This is a genomic window from Nitrincola sp. A-D6, from assembly GCF_000764495.1.
Classification (GTDB): domain Bacteria; phylum Pseudomonadota; class Gammaproteobacteria; order Pseudomonadales; family Balneatricaceae; genus Nitrincola.
The window spans coordinates 24,089-45,045 of record NZ_JRLB01000054.1 but is presented as its reverse complement, the minus strand read 5'-3'; the positions used below and the strand labels follow the sequence as shown (position 1 = coordinate 45,045).

At 50.7% G+C, this 20,957-nt stretch carries 21 protein-coding genes, 1 other RNA gene and 3 pseudogenes; 5 read left to right on the top strand and 20 right to left on the bottom strand.

Annotation, left to right across the window (positions count from 1 at the left end; all coding sequences use genetic code 11):
* Nucleotides 1–3: 3 nt before the first annotated feature.
* The 19 genes and pseudogenes from ftsA to rsmI form a co-directional block, all read right to left on the bottom strand.
* The gene (gene ftsA / locus LH51_RS09845) at nt 4–1,272 is read right to left on the bottom strand and encodes a cell division protein FtsA (RefSeq protein WP_036521951.1); all 1,269 of its coding nucleotides are present in this window, start codon (nt 1,270–1,272) and stop codon (nt 4–6) included.
* Entirely contained in the window at nt 1,262–1,639 is a 378-nt protein-coding gene (locus LH51_RS20520; RefSeq protein ID WP_160173715.1) for a cell division protein FtsQ/DivIB, read from the bottom strand. Before LH51_RS20520 ends, ftsA begins: the two co-directional genes overlap by 11 nt.
* On the bottom strand, nt 1,636–2,136 hold the full coding sequence (locus tag LH51_RS20515) for a cell division protein FtsQ/DivIB (protein WP_144244236.1): 501 nt from the start codon (nt 2,134–2,136) through the stop codon (nt 1,636–1,638). Before LH51_RS20515 ends, LH51_RS20520 begins: the two co-directional genes overlap by 4 nt.
* Nucleotides 2,081–3,040, bottom strand: a complete 960-nt coding sequence (locus LH51_RS09835; RefSeq protein WP_036521949.1) for a D-alanine--D-alanine ligase — start codon at nt 3,038–3,040, stop codon at nt 2,081–2,083. Before LH51_RS09835 ends, LH51_RS20515 begins: the two co-directional genes overlap by 56 nt.
* Nucleotides 3,037–4,485, bottom strand: coding sequence for a UDP-N-acetylmuramate--L-alanine ligase (gene murC, locus LH51_RS09830; RefSeq protein WP_036521948.1), 1,449 nt, complete (start codon nt 4,483–4,485; stop codon nt 3,037–3,039). Before murC ends, LH51_RS09835 begins: the two co-directional genes overlap by 4 nt.
* Nucleotides 4,482–5,030: a UDP-N-acetylglucosamine--N-acetylmuramyl-(pentapeptide) pyrophosphoryl-undecaprenol N-acetylglucosamine transferase gene (locus LH51_RS24230; protein ID WP_327124712.1), complete on the bottom strand. Its 549-nt coding sequence runs from the start codon at nt 5,028–5,030 to the stop codon at nt 4,482–4,484. The genes murC and LH51_RS24230 overlap by 4 nt, the downstream gene beginning before the upstream one ends.
* Nucleotides 4,994–5,566 (bottom strand): glycosyltransferase, encoded by a 573-nt coding sequence (locus LH51_RS24225; protein WP_327124710.1) that lies wholly within the window; start codon nt 5,564–5,566, stop codon nt 4,994–4,996. Before LH51_RS24225 ends, LH51_RS24230 begins: the two co-directional genes overlap by 37 nt.
* Nucleotides 5,563–6,650, bottom strand: a pseudogene (gene ftsW / locus LH51_RS09820) (putative lipid II flippase FtsW). The gene LH51_RS24225 and the pseudogene ftsW overlap by 4 nt, the downstream one beginning before the upstream one ends.
* Before the next feature lie 134 nt (nt 6,651–6,784).
* Nucleotides 6,785–8,131, bottom strand: coding sequence for a UDP-N-acetylmuramoyl-L-alanine--D-glutamate ligase (gene murD / locus LH51_RS09815; RefSeq protein WP_327124742.1), 1,347 nt, complete (start codon nt 8,129–8,131; stop codon nt 6,785–6,787).
* A 19-nt stretch (nt 8,132–8,150) separates the two neighbouring features.
* Nucleotides 8,151–9,232 (bottom strand): annotated as a pseudogene (gene mraY / locus LH51_RS09810) (phospho-N-acetylmuramoyl-pentapeptide-transferase).
* Complete coding sequence (locus LH51_RS09805) at nt 9,232–10,614, bottom strand: UDP-N-acetylmuramoyl-tripeptide--D-alanyl-D-alanine ligase (protein ID WP_036521945.1); 1,383 nt, start codon at nt 10,612–10,614, stop codon at nt 9,232–9,234. Before LH51_RS09805 ends, mraY begins: the two are co-directional and overlap by 1 nt.
* Nucleotides 10,611–12,106 (bottom strand): annotated as a pseudogene (locus tag LH51_RS09800) (UDP-N-acetylmuramoyl-L-alanyl-D-glutamate--2,6-diaminopimelate ligase). Before LH51_RS09800 ends, LH51_RS09805 begins: the two are co-directional and overlap by 4 nt.
* Nucleotides 12,103–13,464 (bottom strand): peptidoglycan D,D-transpeptidase FtsI family protein, encoded by a 1,362-nt coding sequence (locus LH51_RS09795; RefSeq protein ID WP_327124740.1) that lies wholly within the window; start codon nt 13,462–13,464, stop codon nt 12,103–12,105. Before LH51_RS09795 ends, LH51_RS09800 begins: the two are co-directional and overlap by 4 nt.
* On the bottom strand, nt 13,416–13,811 hold the full coding sequence (locus LH51_RS24220; RefSeq protein WP_327124707.1) for a hypothetical protein: 396 nt from the start codon (nt 13,809–13,811) through the stop codon (nt 13,416–13,418). The genes LH51_RS09795 and LH51_RS24220 overlap by 49 nt, the downstream gene beginning before the upstream one ends.
* Entirely contained in the window at nt 13,795–14,154 is a 360-nt protein-coding gene (gene ftsL, locus LH51_RS09790) for a cell division protein FtsL (protein ID WP_235263645.1), read from the bottom strand. The genes LH51_RS24220 and ftsL overlap by 17 nt, the downstream gene beginning before the upstream one ends.
* Nucleotides 14,145–15,083 (bottom strand): 16S rRNA (cytosine(1402)-N(4))-methyltransferase RsmH, encoded by a 939-nt coding sequence (gene rsmH / locus LH51_RS09785; RefSeq protein ID WP_036521944.1) that lies wholly within the window; start codon nt 15,081–15,083, stop codon nt 14,145–14,147. The genes ftsL and rsmH overlap by 10 nt, the downstream gene beginning before the upstream one ends.
* Nucleotides 15,084–15,119: 36 nt before the next feature.
* Nucleotides 15,120–15,572, bottom strand: a complete 453-nt coding sequence (gene mraZ, locus LH51_RS09780) for a division/cell wall cluster transcriptional repressor MraZ (RefSeq protein WP_036521942.1) — start codon at nt 15,570–15,572, stop codon at nt 15,120–15,122.
* A 271-nt stretch (nt 15,573–15,843) separates the two neighbouring features.
* Nucleotides 15,844–16,197: RNase P RNA component class A (gene rnpB, locus LH51_RS19165), an RNA gene on the bottom strand.
* Nucleotides 16,198–16,236: 39 nt separating this feature from the next.
* Nucleotides 16,237–17,076 (bottom strand): 16S rRNA (cytidine(1402)-2'-O)-methyltransferase, encoded by an 840-nt coding sequence (gene rsmI, locus LH51_RS09775; RefSeq protein ID WP_036521940.1) that lies wholly within the window; start codon nt 17,074–17,076, stop codon nt 16,237–16,239.
* Between the two features lie 33 nt (nt 17,077–17,109).
* On the opposite strand from rsmI, the gene LH51_RS23555 reads away from it, so the two are divergent.
* Genes LH51_RS23555 through LH51_RS09750 form a run of 5 tightly spaced genes read left to right on the top strand, consistent with a single transcriptional unit; the run spans nt 17,110 to nt 20,443 of the window.
* Nucleotides 17,110–18,261: a penicillin-binding protein activator gene (locus tag LH51_RS23555; RefSeq protein WP_036521938.1), complete on the top strand. Its 1,152-nt coding sequence runs from the start codon at nt 17,110–17,112 to the stop codon at nt 18,259–18,261.
* Nucleotides 18,258–18,908, top strand: coding sequence for a penicillin-binding protein activator (locus LH51_RS23550; RefSeq protein ID WP_036521936.1), 651 nt, complete (start codon nt 18,258–18,260; stop codon nt 18,906–18,908). Before LH51_RS23555 ends, LH51_RS23550 begins: the two co-directional genes overlap by 4 nt.
* Before the next feature lie 3 nt (nt 18,909–18,911).
* Nucleotides 18,912–19,262: a YraN family protein gene (locus LH51_RS09760; RefSeq protein ID WP_036521933.1), complete on the top strand. Its 351-nt coding sequence runs from the start codon at nt 18,912–18,914 to the stop codon at nt 19,260–19,262.
* A gap of 23 nt (nt 19,263–19,285) precedes the next feature.
* Nucleotides 19,286–19,873: an SIS domain-containing protein gene (locus LH51_RS09755; RefSeq protein ID WP_036521931.1), complete on the top strand. Its 588-nt coding sequence runs from the start codon at nt 19,286–19,288 to the stop codon at nt 19,871–19,873.
* Nucleotides 19,874–19,876: 3 nt separating this feature from the next.
* Nucleotides 19,877–20,443, top strand: a complete 567-nt coding sequence (locus LH51_RS09750; protein WP_036521929.1) for a BON domain-containing protein — start codon at nt 19,877–19,879, stop codon at nt 20,441–20,443.
* Nucleotides 20,444–20,490: 47 nt separating this feature from the next.
* Here LH51_RS09750 and LH51_RS09745 read toward each other — a convergent pair whose 3' ends face one another.
* Entirely contained in the window at nt 20,491–20,937 is a 447-nt protein-coding gene (locus LH51_RS09745) for a ClpXP protease specificity-enhancing factor (RefSeq protein ID WP_327124704.1), read from the bottom strand.
* Nucleotides 20,938–20,957 lie beyond the last annotated feature (20 nt).

Sequence of the window (20,957 nt, the reverse complement as noted above, 5' to 3'; positions counted from 1 at the left end):
CATTCAGAAATGACGCTTAAACCAGTCTTTTACCCGACTCATCAGATCACCGACCTGTGGACGCTGCAGACGCTTTTCACGCATTTCCGGCACAATTTCTTTTGCTGTTGGTTTCTGCTCCGCTTTTGCATAGTGCAGTAACCCGATTCCGGTTGCATAAATCGGGTTCTTTAGTAGCGATTCCATACCCCGGACGCCTTGCGGAAGCGCCAGTCTGACCGGCATATGGAAGATCTCTTCCGCCAGCTCAACCGCCCCTTCCATTTTTGATGTACCCCCGGTCAGCACGATACCTGCAGCAATCAGGTCTTCAAAACCTGAACGTCGCAACTCGGCTTGAACCAGGGCAAACAACTCTTCATAGCGTGGCTCAACCACCTCAGCCAGTGACTGCCGCGACAGGTCTCTGGCTGGCCGATCTCCCACACTGGGCACCTTAATGGTTTCATCAGTGTGCGCCAGCTGTGCCAAGGCACAGGCATACTTAATCTTGATTTTTTCGGCATGCTGTGTCGGTGTACGCAACGCCATGGCAATATCATTGGTAACCTGATCACCCGCTATCGGAATGACGGCTGTATGACGGATAGAGCCACCCGTAAACACGGCAATATCTGTAGTGCCCCCGCCAATATCGACGATGCAGACACCCAGGTCTTTTTCATCTTCTGCCAGCACGGCATAGCTGGAGGCCAGTTGTTCCAGCACGATGGCATCGACATCCAGCCCACAACGACGGATACATTTATCAATATTCTGAATCGCATTGGACGCACCAGTCACCAGGTGCACTTTGGCTTCCAGACGCACACCAGACATTCCCAGAGGCTCTTTAATACCTTCCTGGGTATCGATCAGGTACTCCTGCGGCAGAATATGCAAAATGCGCTGATCAGCCGGTATTGCGACTGCGCGTGCGGCGTCAATCACTCGTTCCAGATCATATTCAGAAACCTCACGATCCCTGACCGCAACGATCCCATGAGAGTTCAGACTACTGATATGATTACCGGCAATTCCCACTGTCACTGAATGAATTTTACAACCGGCCATCAGTTCAGCTTCTTCAACCGCACGCTGAATCGCATTAACGGTGGATTCAATATTCACCACCACCCCACGTTTCATACCGTGAGAGGGTTGAGAACCTACACCAACTATTTCGATACCACCATCAGCACAGACCTCGCCTACCAGGCACACCACTTTTGATGTACCTATATCCAGTGCAACAATCATACTGTGATCTGATGTCGCTCTTTTATCCTGCATCGCTTTGCCTCTCTTCGGTGCGCCATCTGACGGCGACACCATTGGTATATCTTATGTCAACCTGTTCAATTCTATCCGCTGACTGGCTCAGCTCGGTTTCATAGATGCTGATGAAACGCCGCAACCGGGGCATTAGCTGTTCACGCCCAGCCACCACCTGGATACCGTTATCCAGCTCCAGATTCCAGGCACCGCGACTTTCCAGTGACAAGCCGATCAAGCGCAAGCCTGAACGGGCAAACAGCACGCTCAGATCATGGTACTGCTCGATAATCGCCCGGGTTTCATGCGCGGGTCCGTTCAGGCGCGGTAAAAAAGCATATCCGGCACTCAAATCCGGCCAGAAAATATCTCCCTGATGATTCAACAGTCCACGATCTCCCAGCGCGCTACGGGAACCTGCTCAGCAACACTCACATGCACAGCGGCTGGCCACTGGCGTCTGACTTCAGCCGTGTGCACCCAGGGATTTGCCAGGGTCACATCACGCAAACTACGTAGATCCAGTGATAAAATGGGTGCTTTAACCTCCTGTGCCAGATGACTCGCCAAAGCCTGACCATCCAGATAGCGCATCTGACCGCTGATGCTGACTTCATTTACCGGTTTGTCCAGCCAGGCCAATGCTTTGTCCGCCAAACCCATCACCAGTAGCACAAAAAGTGAAAGCAGCCCTAGCAATAATGCCGCCCGTTTAACTGGCATTGGCTCAACAGGTGTTTCCGACGGACGTTGCACGGCCACAGCACCGCGTACCGGTGCAACCGGTTGCGATTCCTGTTTCAGCCAAGCAACGACAAATTCATCTTCAGCTCTCCCGGTCTCGTTTTGCAGTGCGCAGTATTTCGACCACCAGCTCAGCAAAGCTCATACCTGCCTGTTTTGCAGCCATAGGTACCAGGCTGTGATCTGTCATGCCTGGCAGGGTGTTCACTTCCAGAAGCAGAAACTCGCCAGCGTTATTCATCATCACATCAACCCGGCCCCAGCCACGACAGCCCACGGCATCAAACGCCTGCACAGCCAAGGTTTGCAAAGCCTCATGCTGCTCGTTTGACAGACCATGCTCAAACAGGTATCGGGTATCCGATGCTTCATATTTGGCATTAAAATCATAAAAATCATGTGAGGTTTCCAGCTTGATTACAGGCAGGGCCTTATCGCGTAAAACCGCCAGGGTGTACTCAGCGCCCTGCACCCACTGTTCTGCGATTACGAGACTGTCATATTGAGCTGCTTCGGCATACGCCGCCTGCAGCTGTGTCAGATCCATGACACGGCTCATACCTATGCTGGAGCCTTCATGCACCGGCTTTACCATCATCGGAAAGCCCAATTTGTCGGCAACAGTCTGCAAGTCTGTGTCTTTGTTCAATTCGGCAAAGGGAGGGGTAGGAAAACCCGCACCCACCCAAAGCTGTTTGCAACGTAGCTTATCCATACCCAGAGCTGATGCAGCCACACCACTGCCTGTGTAAGGCTTCTTCAGCATCTCCAGCAAACCTTGCAAGGTTCCATCTTCACCACCACGACCATGCAGAATCAGAAAGGCACGATCAAATTCTGCCTCAAGTAACTGTGCAACCGGATCGGCTCCCCCGGCACAAAGATCGATAGCAAAAGCATTAACTCCCGCCTGGCATAAGCCTTTTAATACTTCGGCACCGCTACGTAACGAGATACTGCGCTCAGCCGAGTCGCCGCCCATCAGCACGGCAACCCGTCCAAAAGCCTGTTTTTCTGCGGCGGTTATTTCAAATGCCTTCATTGCTGCACCTCACCGACACGGCTTAAGTTCAATTTACTGAGGGTATGTGCCAGGGTGGTAATGTCACCGGCTCCCTGTGTTAATAACAGATCGCCAGGGCGCAACAAGGTGCTCAGCAGCGCAGGCAAATCCTCCGTTGACTCTACAAACACAGGCTCTTCACCGCGCTGACGCAGGGATCGACATAGACTGCGGGTATCGGCACCGGGAATCGGTTGCTCCCCAGCAGCATAGACTTCCAACATCAGTAGCAGGTCGGTTTCTGACAATACCCGGGCAAAATCTTCATACAGATCACGCGTACGGGTATAGCGGTGCGGCTGATAAATCATCACCAACCGGCGATCCGGCCAACCATCACGAATAGCTTGAATGACCGCTTCCACTTCGCGGGGATGGTGACCATAATCATCAACTAAAGTAACATCCCCACCAGTGACAGGTACCTCTCCCAAAATCTGAAAACGGCGCCCGACACCTTCAAATTTTTCCAGTGCCCGACAGATAGATACATCCGCCAAGCCTTCATCGGTGGCCACAGCAATACAGGCCAGGGCATTGAGTACATTGTGGCGACCCGGCATATTCAGAGTGACGTTCAGCGGTTCATGACCGCTAGGACGCTCAACTCGGAAACGGGTTTGCAAACCTTCCATATGCAGATCAACGGCCCTGAAATCAGCGCCTTCATTAAAACCATAGGTCAGTATTGGACGGCTTACCTGCGGTAGAATTTCAGTTACCACCGGATCGTCACTACACATAACCGCAAGACCGTAAAAGGGCAGATTGTGCAAGAAGTTAACAAACGTCTGCTTAAGTACATTGAAGTCGCCGCCATAGGTATCCATATGGTCCGCATCTATATTGGTGACGATGGCGACCATGGGCTGCAAGTGTAGAAAGGACGCATCACTTTCATCCGCTTCAGCCACCAGATAACGACTGCCGCCCAACTGCGCATTAGTACCCGCACTGTTAAGCCTTCCACCTATCACAAAGGTCGGATCCAGTCCGGCTTCAGCCATAATCGATGCCAACAGGCTGGTAGTGGTCGTCTTGCCATGTGTACCGGCAACCGCAATACCATGCCGGTAGCGCATCAACTCTGCCAGCATCTCGGCACGGCGTACGACGGGAATACGTGATTGGCGTGCGGCAATCAGCTCCGGGTTATCCTCAGCTACAGCGGTAGAAATCACCACTACATCGGCCGTTTCTACATTGCTTTCCTTATGGCCTATGCAGATCCGGGCACCGAAAGATGCCAGGCGATCGGTCACAACCGAATCACGGATATCCGATCCACTGATTGCATACCCTTGATTCAAAAGTACTTCGGCAATACCACACATACCAACACCACCGATACCGACAAAGTGGATCTGACGGATACGACGCATTTCAGGCACTTCATACACGCCCATCGCATCATCTTTGATCATGCCATTACCTCCAGACAAGCTTCGGCTAATTGCCTTCCGGCTTCCGGCTTACCCTGTTCACGCGCCAGCTGGGCCATTTTCAGCAAACGCTCACGTTGATTGAGCTTATTCAGCAACTGATACAGAACATCACTTGTCAATTCAGATTGCTGCATCAACTCAGCGGCTCCGCAACCAGCAAGGAACTGGGCATTGGCTGTCTGATGATCATCGACAGCAAAGGGAAAAGGCACCAGAATGGAAGCCACTCCCGCAATAGCCAGTTCACTCACAGTCAGAGCGCCCGAGCGACATAACACCAGATCAGCCCAGCCAAAGGCTGCATCCATTTGTTCAATAAAGGGCACCACGCGTGCCTCTATACCCAGAGATTCATAATGTTCAAGTGTCTGCTTGTGATGAGTTTGTCCGGTTTGGTGCCACACTTCCGGACGTACTTCCACCGGCATCATCGCCAGCGCCTCAGGTAAGCGCTCATTAATAGCCTTAGCCCCCAAACTCCCTCCCACTACCAGCAGACGGATAGGTCCTGTTCGACCCTGCATGCGCTCAGCTGGATCGGGCAATTCCAGGATAGGGCCTCTAACCGGATTACCGATGGTATCTTTACCCTGCACTGCTCAAATGCACCAGGGAACGCCTGTAATACACGTGTTGCAATGCGTGCCAGCACTTTATTTGTCATCCCGGGGATGGCGTTTTGTTCGTGAATCACCACAGGTATCCCCATCAGCCGAGCAGCAATGCCTCCTGGCCCGGATGCAAAGCCTCCCATACCCAACACCGCAGCTGGTTTTACCCGTTTAATTACGGCTCTGGCTGCCAATACCGCTTTCAACAAGTTGAAGGGGGCGGTAAGTAAGCGCAGCACGCCTTTACCACGCAAACCAGCAACAGGGATACAGTTCAATTTAATATTTGCCGCTGGCACAATGCGGGATTCAATCCCTTTTTCGGTTCCCAGCCACTCCACATCTACACCCTGGGCCCGCAGTAAATCAGCCGTCGCCAGGGCTGGAAATACATGACCACCTGTGCCGCCAGCCATCACCAACAGGGTTCTTGTCGTTTCAGCTTTCATGCTACGGCCCTCCTCGCGGTTTTGCGCGGACTATCAGATTTACCTGATGCCGTTAAAGCAACCACTTCTGCACGCTTAAGTTCATAATCAATACGCAACACAATAGCGATCATAATGGACGATGCCAGCAAGCTGCTGCCACCATAGCTAAGCAGGGGTAACGTCAGCCCTTTGGTGGGCAGCGCACCGACATTGACACCAATATTAATCAGCGCTTGACCGGCAAAAATAAAGGCAAAGCCATAACAGATATACCCCATAAAAAACTGCTGTTGCTTTTCTGCGTTACGTCCAGTGATGAAAATTCGTAGTACCAAAAAACAATACAGGGCGATGACAATCAGTGCGCCCATCAGCCCCAGCTCTTCTGCCAGGATGGAATAGATAAAGTCAGTATGTGCTTCCGGGAGATAAAACAGTTTCTGTATGCTGTTACCAAGACCTGTTCCGAACCACTCACCACGGCCGAATGCAATCTGCGCCTGGGATAATTGGTATCCGGCGCCAAAAGGATCAGCCAGGGGTCAAGGAAAGTTTTCAAGCGCTGTACACGATAAGGCTGTGTCACTGCCAGCAAGCCAGCCATTAATATGCCTACCAATACCACACTCAAAAACTGTATCAGCCGCATACCGCTGAGAAACACCATGCCCATCACGGTACACATCAGCACTACGGTGACACCAAAATCCGGCTGACTGATCAGCAATCCGACATATATCATCAGTGGTAATATTGGTTTAATCACACCCGACCAAGTCGTTCGCACCTCGGACAGGCGCCTGACCAGATAGCCACTGATGTAAATTACCATGAAAATTTTGGCTAATTCAGATACCTGCAGGTTAAAAAAGCCCATACTGATCCAGCGGCGTGCTCCATTAACTTCCCGGCCTATACCGGGAATCAAAACCAACAGCAGTGCAACCCCGCCAATCGCCAACAAAGGCACACTGTATTTTTGCCACAGCTGTATGGGTACAGCCGAGACAACAGCCAGGGTGATAAGTGCCATCACCACAAAAATCCCATGGCGCATAATAAAAAAGTATGCTGAACCGAAGTCCCTTGCAGCTACATCCATGGAAGCCGATGCAATCATCACGAACCCGGTCAGCATCAGGGTCACTGTGCTTAAAATTAACAAGGGATCAAATGACAGCTTTCCGGACGGCATATCCAGAAAGGCAGGCCAATAAAACTTCAGGGATAGTCCATTCATAGCAGACTCTCCACGATTTCAATAAAGCGATCGCCACGTGCTTCATAGCCGCGAAACATATCAAAACTGGCACAAGCAGGAGATAGCAGCACCTGATCACCTGGCTGCGCAAGGTCAGCGGCTAAGGCAACTGCCTGTTCCAGGGATTCTGCACGCTGCAGTGGCAAGCCCTGCAGGTCTGTGGCAATCAGATCAGCATCACGACCTATCAGCAGCACCTGTCGGGCATAACGCGCCAGCGGTGCTTTCAGCTCAGTAAAGCTTTGCTCTTTACCGACACCACCCAGAATAATCACTAATTTTTGCGCATCATCCAGCATCGCGCCCAACCCCTGCACTGCCGCCAGTGTGGCACCTACATTGGTTCCCTTGGAGTCATTGATATAACCGACCCCTTGCTTTTCAGCTACCCACTGGCAGCGATGACGCAACCCAGTGAACTGTTTAACCGCACGCAGCATCGCATCCAGAGGCAAACCTGCTGCACCACCTAAACTCAGTGCCGCCAGCACATTAGCGACATTGTGTTCACCTTTTACTTTGAGATCAGCCACTGGCATTAATGGCTGCAATCCCTGGAATAACCAAGACTGATCAGCTTCCAGTGCCACACCATACTGCCCCAGATCAGGTGCTGACAGGCCGAAGCTGATCTGTTTCATACCCTGTGCCATTAATGGCGCTGTTAAAGGATCATCACGGTTCACAATACAGTGACGACAACCCCGGTAAATGCGGTGCTTAGCCAGATAATAGCTTTGCATATCCGGATAACGGTCAAGATGATCCGGGCTGATATTCAGCACAGTAGCGGCTAGCGCTTTTAGCTCATGCGTGGTTTCCAGTTGAAAACTGGACAGCTCTAGCACATAAAGGTCAGCAGCTGGCTGATTAAGCAGCTCTAATACGGGTGTACCAATATTACCGCCGACAGCCACGTTGATGCCTGCAGCCCTTGCCATGTCACCCACCAGCGTGGTTACCGTACTCTTGGCATTGGATCCGGTAATCGCCACAATGGGGGCTGATACTTCCCGGCAAAACAGATCTATATCACCAATCACCCGGCTATCATGCTGCATCGCATACTGAATTGCCGGTGATGACTTGGCTACCCCTGGACTCAGGATCAGTTCTTTGGCGCTGGCCAACAGTACAGGATCCAGTTCACCGGTATAGAGTTTGATCTGAGGAAATTCATTGTAAAAATCAGCCGCCAAGGGCGGTTCATCGCGAGTATCAACAACAACAAATGGCCAGCCTTTGGCTGCCATATAACGGGCACAAGCATACCCGGTCTGTCCCAGACCGATAATGATGCGTAGTGTATCCGTTGCTATCATTGTCACTTATCTCTCCTACTTAACGCAGTTTCAGTGTGGCCAGGCCGATGAGCACCAGAACGACACTGATAATCCAAAACCGTACGATGACCCGAGGTTCAGGCCACCCCTTTAACTCAAAGTGATGATGGATCGGTGCCATTCTGAATATGCGCCGCCCGGTCAGTTTGTAAGATGCCACCTGAAGAATGACCGATACAGTTTCCATCACGAACACACCACCCATAATCACTAATACCAGCTCCTGGCGCACAATCACGGCAACAACTCCCAGCACAGCTCCTAATGACAGCGCACCGACATCCCCCATAAAAACCTGAGCGGGATAGGTGTTAAACCACAGGAACCCCAAACCGGCACCGACAATCGCCCCACAAATAACAATCAATTCACCCGCACCGGCCACATAGGAATATGCAGATAATTGGCAAACTGCACATGGCCACCCAGATAGGCAAACACCGCCAGCGCACCAGCAACCATCACCGTTGGCATAATGGCCAGGCCATCAAGCCCGTCCGTCAGGTTCACCGCGTTGGAACTCCCGACGATGACAAAATAAGTAAATACGATGAAGAAAATCCCCATCTCTATAACGACATCCTTAAAAAACGGCACGATAAGCTGAGTTTCAACAGGGCTCTGCGCTGTGATATAAAGCAGTACGGCTGCACCGACACCACCGACGGACTGCCATAAGTATTTCCATCGTGCAGGTAGTCCGCGCGGGTCTTTTTCAATCACCTTGCGCCAGTCATCCACCCAACCCACCGCACCGAAGACAATCAACACATACAATGTAATCCACACATAGCGGTTGGAAAGATCAGCCCAGAGCAGTGTGCTGACCGCAATCGCCAGTAAAATCAATCCACCACCCATCGTTGGGGTGCCTGACTTACTCAGATGCGATTGAGGTCCATCGGTTCTTACAGCCTGACCTATTTGTCGACTGCGCAACTGATTAATCAGATAAGGGCCCAGTAACAGCGAAATTGCCAGTGCTGTTAACACCCCGAGAATGCCTCGTAAAGTGATATAGCCAAACACTGAAAAAGCCGTGTAGTACTGGGTCAGGTACTCTGTTATCAGTAACAACATTACTGAGCATCTCCATTCTGTAGAGCGGCGACCACTCTATCCATTGCGGCACTGCGTGAGCCTTTAACAAGTAATGTCACCGGCTCGTTCAACATCTGCTTCAACGCCTCAATCAAGGCACTCTGGTGTTCAAAATACAGTGCATTCAGTCCAGCCTGTCTGGCTGCATCAACGGCATGACGCATCAATGCACCCGTTGCATAAAAACCTTCCAATGCGGCTGCAGCAGCATACTCACCAATCTGGACATGCTGCTCAATTTCATCGGCACCCAACTCAGCCATATCGCCCAGCACCAGTACGCGCTGTCCCTGACGGGAAGCGAGATAATCTATAGCCGCCTGCATAGCTTGAGGATTGGCGTTATAGCTGTCATCGATTAGCAGTGCAGGTTGCAGCATAACCAGCTTCATGCGGCCATTCATTGCTTCACAGGCTTCCAGCCCAGCCTTGACTGCATTCAAAGGCAAACCCTGAGCAATCCAGGCCGCCGTTGCCGCCGCTGCATTGGCAACATTGTGCTTTCCCAGAAGCCTGAGCTGGACCTGTACTGAGTCCTGTTGGTGATGCAACCGGAAATGCCACGCACCCACATCATTCTCAGCCATATCACTGACCCATATATCGGCCTCAGGATTGATAACAGAAAATGTCAGGTAAGCACGTAGCTGGTTATCCAGTTTTTCCTGCCAGAAATCGGTATGTGGATCATCCAGATTAATGATGCCGGTATCTTCATCTGTCAACGCATTAAATATTTCTGACTTAGCCCGGACCACACCACTCAGACTGCCAAAGCCTTCGATATGGGCCGCGCAGGCATTATTGAGCAGCGCTACCTGTGGTTGTGCCAGATGCACGGTATAGTCAATTTCACCCTCGGCACTGGCTCCCAGCTCAATCACGGCATACTGGTGTTCAGCTTGCAGGCGCAACAGGGTTAAAGGCACACCAATATGGTTGTTTAGATTACCTTGTGTATACAGTGTGGGGCCGAGCTGACTAAACATGCTGGCCAGCAGCTCTTTCACTGTGGTTTTACCACTACTGCCAGTCACTGCAACTAACTTACCCTGGAAACGATTACGGTTGAGTGCTGCCAGACGGCCTAGTGCTATCAGCGTATCGTCAACCACCAGCTGCGGCAGACTATCATCCACTCGATGATCTGTGACGGCTGCCAGTGCACCTTGCTGTCGTGCTTGTGCTATAAAATCGTGGGCATCAAAATGCTCGCCTTTGAGGCAAATAAACAGATCTCCCGACTGAATCTGGCGCGTATCTGTGCAAATACGTGCAACCCGGCTTTGCGGCTGGGAAACACCAATCAATTCAGCTTCAATTGCTGTAGCTGCAGTATCCAGTGTCCATTCCCCTATCATGTGATTCTCCTGCTGCTCAAAACATCTCTTGCTACAGTCTGGTCACTGAAAGGTTGGCGTTTATTCAGCACTTCCTGATAATCCTCATGCCCCTTACCGGCAATCAACACGATATCCTCTTCCCGAGCCTGCTCGATAGCCATTGCAATAGCGGCTGCACGGTCGGTTTCTACCTGAGGTTGGTGAGCAGCGCTGACACCAGACAGTATGTGCTGAATAATCTGCTGGGGATCTTCGAAGCGCGGATTATCACTGGTAATAATAAGTTGATCTGCCAAACCACTGGCCACCTGTGCCATTAGTGGGCGCTTGCCTGATCTCGATCACCACCACAGCCAAATACACAAATAATCCTGGAGCCTGTTTTTCTATGTTCGTTCAGAGCTGACAGGGTTTGCAGCAGAGCATCCGGTGTATGCGCATAATCAACCAACACCAAAGGCTCTCCTACTTCAGAGACTTTTTCCATCCGTCCACACACAGCTGTAACCTGCGTTAATGCATGACTGATACGGCAAGCTTCGTAACCGGATAAACCCAAAGAAGCGGTTGTTAAGAGCAAATTACTGAGGTTAAAGCGTCCGATCAGAGACGAACTGACACTGATTTCTCCCCAGGGTGATGCCAGTGCAAAACTCATCCCCTCATCATGCAGCTCAGAGGTTTTTACCCATAGGTCAGCTGACTGATCCAATAGTGAATAAGTGATAACTTTACAACCCCTGGTTTTACTTTGTTCAGCCAACTCAGCACCGAACGCATCATCCAGATTCAGAATCTGCTCGCTATCAGCTTGTTCAAATAAACGTCGCTTAGAGTCAGCATAGGCTGCCATGCTCTGATGATAGTCCAGATGATCACGAGTGAGGTTGGTAAAGCCTACCTGTCGAAACCGCACACCCGCCGTTCGGGCCTGATCCAGTGCATGGCTGGACACTTCCATGACTACCGTATCGGCACCCGCTTGCTGATACCCTGCAAGTAGCTGATGTACGGTAAGCACATCCGGTGTCGTGTGCGTAGAGCGATCCAGAGAGCTGAGAAAACCATTCCCGATGGTACCTACAATCGCAGCTTTTTCGCCTAACAGATTCAATGCTTGAGCGATAAAATGACTGCAGGAGGTTTTACCGTTAGTACCGGTAATACCGATGACTTTGATCACGTCTGACGGGCGTTGGTAATATCGGCTGATCACTTCTCCCGCAACCTGATTGAGATTATCTACCGGAAAAATCCAGTCTGCATAGGCATCCAGGCCGGAGTGATATTCTGAGGCATGCATAATAACAGCAGAGGCTCCGGCACTGATCGCCGGAATCACAAAGTCAACGCCCTTATGCTGTGTACCGGATCGAGCAATATAGAGATCGCCCGCACGCACATCCCTGTTATCCAGCACCACATTACGGATCAATAAATAATCCGGTATATCAGGACAATCTGGCAACAGGCTTTTCAAACTCGGCAGATCTGAGCGTACTGAGTTCATCGTCCGGCCACCTGCGACTTTTGCTCCGGCCAACGATCCGGATCCAGATTCAACAACCTCAAAGCCCCCGCAGCCACCCGTGCAAATACCGGCGCCGCCACTTCGCCTCCGTATATTTCCCGACCTTTGGGATTGTCTACCATTACCACTATTGCCAGACGTGGATCTGAAACCGGTGCAATGCCAGCAAACACCGTGGTGTATTCTTCACGGTTATAGCCACTACCGCCGATACGATGAACTGTGCCTGTTTTTCCTGCAACACGGTAACCCTCTACCGCGGCTCGACGCGCAGTACCCTGAGGGCCAATAACAGTTTCCATCATCTGCAATACCTGGTTACCCACACCCTGTGGCATAACTCGGGTACCCGCATCGGGGTCTTTTTTCAATAAGGACACTGGATGAAAAATACCATCCGAAGCAAAGGGTATATAAGCCTGAGCCAATTGCAGGGGAGTTACCGATAAGCCGTAGCCATAAGACAAGGTGGCACGCTCAACAACTTGGCGCTCGGTTAGTTGAGGCAGATAACCTGTGCGCTCTCCTGGAAAGCCGGTCATGCTCATCTGGCCTATGCCAAAGTTGTGCATTAAGCGGGTTAACCGGTCATGTTCCATATCCATCACCAGCTTCACTACACCCACGTTGCTGGATTTGGTAATAATGCCAGTGAGATCCAGATCGCCGTAGTCACGAAAATCTCTGATCGTAGCACTGCGCACTCGCATAGTTCCCGGTGAGGTATGCACAACGGTTTCTGGTGTGTAACGTCCCGTCATTAAGGCAGAAGCGACGGTCATGGGCTTGACCGTAGAACCCGGTTCAAACAAATCAGTCATAGCCCGATTTCTCAGTGCAGCAGGCTCAAGACGACTTCGGTCATTGGGGTTATAAGATGGCTGATTTACCATCGCCAGCACTTCGCCAGTATGCGTATCCAGTATTACCACAGAGCCAGCATCTGCCTGATGCGCTTCAACGACAGCTTTAAGCTCACGGTACGCCATATACTGCAGTCGCAGATCGATACTGAGCTGTAGTTCATCGCCCTGATGCGCATCTTTGATTGAGCGGATGTGCCGGATAGTACGACCCACACGATCCCGCATAACCAATTTACTACCATGCTCACCACTGAGCCATTGTTCAAAGGCTAGCTCCATGCCTTCCTGCCCGTCTCCATCAACATTGGTGAAGCCTACCAGGTGCGCTGCCACTTCACCGGCAGGATAAAAACGGCGATATTCACGGTCAACATTAATGCCGGGGATACCCAGCAGACGTACTGATTCAGCCACTTCAGGCGTCACTTGGCGACGTAGATACAGAAAGCGCCGTTCAGAATGACTACCCACACGCTCCAACAAGCTATCCTGCGGCATATCCAGCAGTTGACTGAGACGACTAATGTAGGGGTGCTGTAGATCAATAAATTTCGGATCTGCCAGATACTTGCCACGGGTGCACTAACGGCCAGTGGCTCGCCATTACGATCCGTAATCAGTCCTCGATGGGCCGGAATCAGCATGGTACGAATCGTACGGGCATCCCCTTGATTCTGCAGAAATTCCTGATCTGTCCAATAGAGTGAAACCAGCTTTGCCAGAATACCAGCCACAGCAAGACACAGCAGGAGGAAAACCACCCACATACGCCAGCTTCTGGCGGCCAATACCTGTGTCTGTTCAGTTTCGCTGCTCATTCCTGATTATCTCAGTTTCGTCCGCTTCGGGAACCCGCATCTGCAAACGGGCTTCTGCTTCACTCTCAATACGTCCATGTCCACCCCAGGTGCTTTGCTCCAGCAATAACTGCCCCCATTCCACCTGCAGTTCATCCCACTGATGTACCAGCACCTGATGATCATTAAACAACCGACGGTAGTCATAAGCTGCTTTAATGACCGTCAGTGCTGACACCAATACGGCTAGTATCAATACCAATAAAATGACCATTGGCCGATACAGCTCCGCGTGACTGATATAGTGCTTGTTATTCTCTTCCACTTTGCTATAGCGCAAAGCACTAAATAGCTTCAGGCGCACTTCTCGGCCACTCGCATCACCGCACTTCGAGCGCGAGGATTGGCATCCACTTCCCCTGCGCTGGCTTTGACAGCCTTACCCACACTGCGCAAGCGCTGGTTCAACATGGACTGGGTAAATGGCAGTCCGGCAGGTAAGTGCTCATCCCCTTTCACATGTTTGCGTATAAAGCGTTTTACAATCCGGTCTTCCAGTGAATGAAAACTGATAACTACCAAACGCCCCTCGGCTGCCAACACATCCACAGACTGGTCCAAACAGGTTTCGATTTCCTCCAACTCCCGGTTAATATGGATACGAATGCCTTGAAAAGCACGGGTTGCAGGGTTCTTACCCTTTTCCCAACGCGGGTTGGCGGCGGTAATAATGCTGGCCAAACGTGCCGTGGTAGTAATCGGAGATACGGCCCGCTCTGCGACCACTGCTTTCGCCATACGACGGGAAAAACGCTCCTCACCATAGTGAAACAGAACGTCAGCAATCTCAGCTTCTGTAGCACGATTAATCCACTCGGCAGCACTGTCACCTGCCGATGTATTCATACGCATATCCAGCGGACCATCTTGCTGAAAGCTGAACCCTCTTGAAGGATCATCTAACTGCGGAGAACTCACACCCAGATCCAGCAGTATGCCAGTGACCTGATCGTTCATATCACGTGCAGCAACCATTGTTGCGAGTTCACTAAACGAGCCGTGTTCGATGCAAAAACGCGGATCATCCCCAAAACGCCGTTGCCCTTCTGCTACCGCCAACGGGTCTTTATCTATAGCCAGCAAACGCCCCTGGTCGCTCAAACTGGATAAAATACGTGCAGAATGACCGCCACGCCCAAACGTACCATCAATATAAAAACCATCAGGATCCGTCACCAACGCAGCGACAGCTTCTTCAAGTAATACGGTGATATGGCTGAATTCCTGACTCATCTGAGATCCTGTAAACCTGTATTGTGGATTGTGGCGTTAAAGCGACAGATCCAGCATTTCCGGTGGCAAAGTATCTTCGCCAACCTCGTCAAGGTATTCGTCTCGAGTGGCGCTCCACTGTGCTTCATCCCAAATTTCAAACTTGCGTCCCTGACCTAATAACACAATTTTTTTATCCAAACCGGCGTATTCCCGCAGGCTCGCTGGCAACAACAAGCGGCCATTTCCATCCAATTCCAGATCAGTGGCATGCCCGATCAATAAGCGCTGAATCCGACGAGCCACTTTATTAAAACTAGGCAAAGCCTCGATCCGAGCTTGAATATCTTCCCACTCTGGCAAGGGATAAAGCAGCAAGCAGCGGGACTCGGTGTCGATCGTTGCGACCATCTGATTACTGCAATGCGACGCTATCATCTCGCGATAGCGTGCCGGGATCGCCATGCGACCCTTAACATCCAGATTGATCGGATTGACTCCGCGGAACATTATGCCCACTGAATTCCCCAAAATTAACCACTTTGAACCACTTTTACCCACTATTGCACACTATAGTGAGTAACCCCAGGCAATGCAAGGCACAACCACGGGTCAAAACAGCAGGCAAAGTGACAACAAACGATGATCGACGCAGGGCATCAAAAGAATTATTAGCGAATCAATTAATTAAAGAGAAACAAACAGATAGACTGTATATACATACAGTTAAAAGATTTTTTACAGATTATAAAATTCGACAGGAAAGTCGTGAGCAGGCAAGTGTGGGAGTCTGCCTGTAAGCCGGGTTTTGTCGGGGACAATCATTCATCTGGGATACATGTCACCATGCACCTCAAGCGACCTACCCGGATCCAGTGCGGGCCACACCTTAAGGATCCCTATTTGGTCTTGCTCTGAGTGGGGTTTTCCATCGCCGTGGAGTGTTGCCACCCACGCGGTGCGCTCTTACCGCACCATTTCAACCTTACCGTGACTTCGAAAAGCCCTTAGGCGGTATACTTTCTGTTGCACTTTCCGTCGGCTCACGCCGCCCAGACGTTATCTGGCACTCTGCCTGTAGAGCCCGGACTTTCCTCCCTCCTGCAAGCAGAACAGCGATTGTCCGGCAGACTCCCGCGACGCAGAATAACAGGAAACCTCGCAAGTGCAAGCATTACCTTTGCAGCAAAGCCTCGTAAAGACTTTTTTTGTGCACACCCGTAATCTGCGCTGCCAGAGCAGCGGCTTTTTTAGGCGGCAACTCCTCCGCAAGCAACCTGACAATGTCCAGACTACGCGCATCCGGTCCAGAACGGTCAGCCTGTGCTGCAACAGCACCGCGTACTAACACCACAAACTCACCTTTTTGCTGGTTCGCATCAGACTGCATCCAAAGCAACAGCTCAGCCAGGCTTCCATGCTTTATGGTTTCGAAGGTTTTGGTTAGCTCGCGCGCCACCACTGCCTCACGCTCAGCGCCAAACACTTCAATCATAGCTTGCACAGAATCCAGTATACGGTGTGTTGATTCATAAAAAATCAGGGTACAGGTATATTCGGACAACTCACTCAGACTTTTCAGACGCGCCTGATGCTTTGCGGGTAAAAAGCCGATGAACATAAAACGGTCTGATGGCAGGCCAGCCGCACTCAATGCCGCCACAAAAGCACAACATCCGGGCACAGGGGAAACAGTGTATCCGGCTTCGCGTACCAGTCTAACCAGGGAAAAACCCGGATCGGAAATCAAAGGTGTTCCCGCATCAGACACCAACGCAATCGTCTTACCCTCGGATAAATGGCGTATAATCAACTCAGCACGGGCATTTTCATTGTGATCATGGACTGAAATAAGCGACGATTTAATGTTAAAGTGGGCTAGTAGCCGCCCGGTATGACGGGTATCCTCAGCGGCAATTAAATCAGCCCTGCCCAAAAGTTCGATGGCACGTGGCGAAAGATCGCCCAGGTTCCCGATAGGTGTGGCAATAACATATAAAACCGGCTCAGCCATGAAGGTTCTTCTCTTTTAAGGATTGACGCGTTTATGACAAAGCAACTAGGCCAGTCGTTGTGCCTGATTATGACTTTACTGCTGCTGTCGGCCTGCAGCTCCCGGCCATCAACAGTCATTACACCCACAAGCGGTGATGCACAAGTGCAGCAACTGCTCGCTTCAGCGCAACGTGCAGCGCCCGAGCAGGCAGCCAGACTGAAACTTGAAGCGGCACAACTGCTTACAGATGATCAGCTAATCGATGAAGCCATCAGTATACTTGAAACTATCGACAAACGCAGACTTCCGGCCCGCTTAGGATTGGATGTTGCCAGCTTGCAAGCAAAGCTTGCACTGCAAAGCAATCAACCTGAACAAGCACTCAGCTATCTGAATTTCCTTCAACTTCCTCCCCAACTGACGACAGAACAAATTATTGAACTCAATCAGCTTCGGGCAGATGCTTTTTCAGCGCTACAGGACTATATCAGTGCAGCCAGTGAGCTGATTGCCGCCAGCCAGATGACCACTGATCAGAATATTCGCCAAACCCTGCACACACAGATTTGGAGCGAGCTGACATCAGCCAGCATCGCCCAGCTCAACAGTGCCGCAGAGGACAGAAGCAACAACTACCACGAGCAGGGCTGGTTTGAACGCGCTATTGCTGTTGCAGGTATCAGCGATACCGGAGAGCAGCAAGAAAATCTCTTCGACTGGCAGTTACTTTGGGATCAACATCCGGCAGCCGAACTACCACCCCAGGATCTGGATGCCGAAATTGCCACCGGATTATCGCCCATCCAACTACCAACCACTGGCGTTCAACGCACCGCCCTGTTCCTGCCTATGACAGGAGATCTGGCCAACATAGCCAGCATTATTACTGAGGGCTATGTTACGGCAATGCAGGCCGCTGGCTCCAGCCACTCAGAGCTGGTATTACTCAACAGTACAGACATCCGCACACCAGAGCAGCTTTTTCATGCAGCAAGAATACAAGGCGCCAGTTTTATTGTCGGACCACTGGAACGCGACTTTGTTAATCAGTTGGCTCATTATCCTGAGCACCCAATCACCGTTCTGGCGCTAAACCCTGCACTGGAAGGCAACAATCCCCCATTACAACTTGACCTATCCAGCGATCACGAAGCACTGGCACTGGCACAAAAAGCTATGCAACTCGGCTACCGTAACGCATGATCATTCACAGTGACACTCGCTCCGGGCAGCGTTTTGAGCAACTCATTCGTGAAGAATACCAACAGCGCGGTGGCTCTATCACTGCCACACTCAACTTCAAAGCTTCACAAAGCAATTCTGAGCAGGTTCGGGGGCTTTTACTCCAAGACCCTGAAATAGCACGCACCATGCCAAGCCGTTCACGCAGCGGTATGAGTGTTAATGTCCAACATGAAACTGACGTAATTTTCATGGCCACAGATGCAGCCGATGCCCGTCTGATTCGCCCCATGTTGATGTATCATTTCGCAGGAGCCATTCCGGTAATGGCCACATCACAAGTGTATGAAGGCAACGCAAGCGCATCAAGAGATACCGACCTGAATGGTATAACTTTTGTGGATCTACCCTGGAGAATTGCCGAACCCAGTTCTATACGCCTCACCTTGCTTGAGTTACGTGAAAACACTGACACGGATATTGGCAGATTATATGCACTGGGTGCTGATGCCTACTTAATAAGTCAGAACCTGCCACAACTCATCAATCAGGGCAGCACAATCAACGGCGAAACCGGCAGCCTGAAACTAGGACCTAACCGCAGGATAAACAGAGCTCTCGTTTGGGCAAAATTTGTAAACGGAGAACCTCAACTCATTACGGAGTAACTCATGGACAGACAAATTATCGGCAAGGAAGCCGAACGTGATGCAGAAACCTGGCTTACAGCGCAGGGATTGCAATTGATACAGCGCAATTTGCGCTGTCGCCTGGGAGAAATTGACCTGATCATGATGGATGGCGATCACTTAGTTTTTATTGAAGTCAGGCAAAGAAAGCACAGTTTTTACGGCGGTGCCGCGGCTTCAGTTGACTGGCGTAAACAACGTAAACTTGTTCAGGCCGCACGTTTCTTTCTGGCTGGCAACCCCAACTGGGCCAACCACCCCTGTCGCTTTGATGTCATTGCTTTTGAAGGCAACAACGAACCTTTGTGGTATCGTAATGCCTTTCAGAACTGAAGCCATCAAGCTGGAACCGTACCATGGAACTTGAAGACCGTATTATTAATCAATTTCATCAATCGATGGAAGTAAACGCCCAGACCATTGAGCAGTTTACACCGGTCATCGCAGCCGCCAGCGAACTGATTCTTCAGTGCCTGATCAGTGAGCATAAAATCCTCAGTGCCGGTAACGGCGCATCAGGCGCTCTGGCACAGCATTTTGGCACCTTACTCATTAACCGCTTTCGCCAGGAACGTCCTGGCCTGCCCGTAATCACACTAAATGCAGACAGCGCAGCCATTAGTGCTATCGCTGAAGACAGTGGTTTTGCAGATATCTATTCAAAGCAGATCCGGGCTATCGGCATGTCAGGTGATATACTCCTGGCCATTTCGACTACAGGCCGCTCAGCCAGCCTGGTGCAGGCCATTCAGGCTGCACATGACCGTGAAATGACTGTCATAGCACTCACCGGTGGAGAAGGTGGTAACATGACCGCATTACTCAGACCAGATGAAACTGAAATTTGCGTGCCCAGCAAGGATGACGCACTAGTTCATCATGCACATCTACTGGTGCTGCACAGTTTAACCGACTTGATAGACTTTCAACTTTTTGGAGCCTGATCGATGAAAAAGCTTATGCTTGTATTAATGACTTCTGTATTTATTCTCAGTGGCTGCTCAATGCTAGTCAGCTCAACACGCGAAACCCCCATTGAGGAAAATGAAGGGCGCCGAACAATAGGAAACTATATCGAAGACAATAGCATTGAGTTCAAAGCCAAAGTGAACATCAACAAAGGCTCCCCAGCCCTGTCACAGTCCAATATCAACGTTCACAGCTTTAACGGCCAGGTATTACTGACAGGACAGATTCCCGATGAGCGTACCAAGTCTGAGGCTACTGAAGTCGTTAATCAAATCCGCGAAGTGCGTAAAATCCATAACGAGCTGGAAATTGCTGGACCCACCTCGCTAATGATACGCGCTAATGATACTTACCTGACCGGACGCGTCAAAGCTCAATTACTCGCGGATAATCGCACCCATGGCATGCGCATCAAAGTAGTATCGGAGAATGGTACTGTGTATCTAATGGGTTTGATTACACAACAGGAAGGGGAACTTGCAGTTGAGGTTGTACGCAATATCGTGGGTGTTAACCGGATAGTGAAGGTGTTCGAATATATCTGAAGAGCATACGACAGCCAGACAGAATCTGGCCGTCGTAACTACATGATTTATTTAACTACTTTAAGTTTTGTTCTGGACTTGGAAGTTGTCCCTTTTTTACCAACTGATACCGGACCACTGGGTGATGGTGTTGGAGGCTCAGGTGGCTGCTCAGCCAACTGCATTAAATCTTCAGCACCGGGTTCCATACCAAACCCCATACCCTGACCATTTTCCTTTGCATAAATTGCCAGGGCAGCCGCCAATGGAATGAACACATTCATGGGCACACCACCAAAGCGTGCATTAAACGATACGCCATCCTGATCAATATTCAACTGCTGTACGGCTGAATAACTGATATTCAGCACCAGCTGATCATCCAAAGTAAACTGCTCAGGCACCATGACACCCTGCACCCTGGCATCTACAGCCAGATAGGGCGTAAGATCATTATCCGTTATCCACTGGTGCAACGCACTGAGTAAATAAGAACGACTCGGTGTCATGGTCATGAAAAATCCACCATCTCACA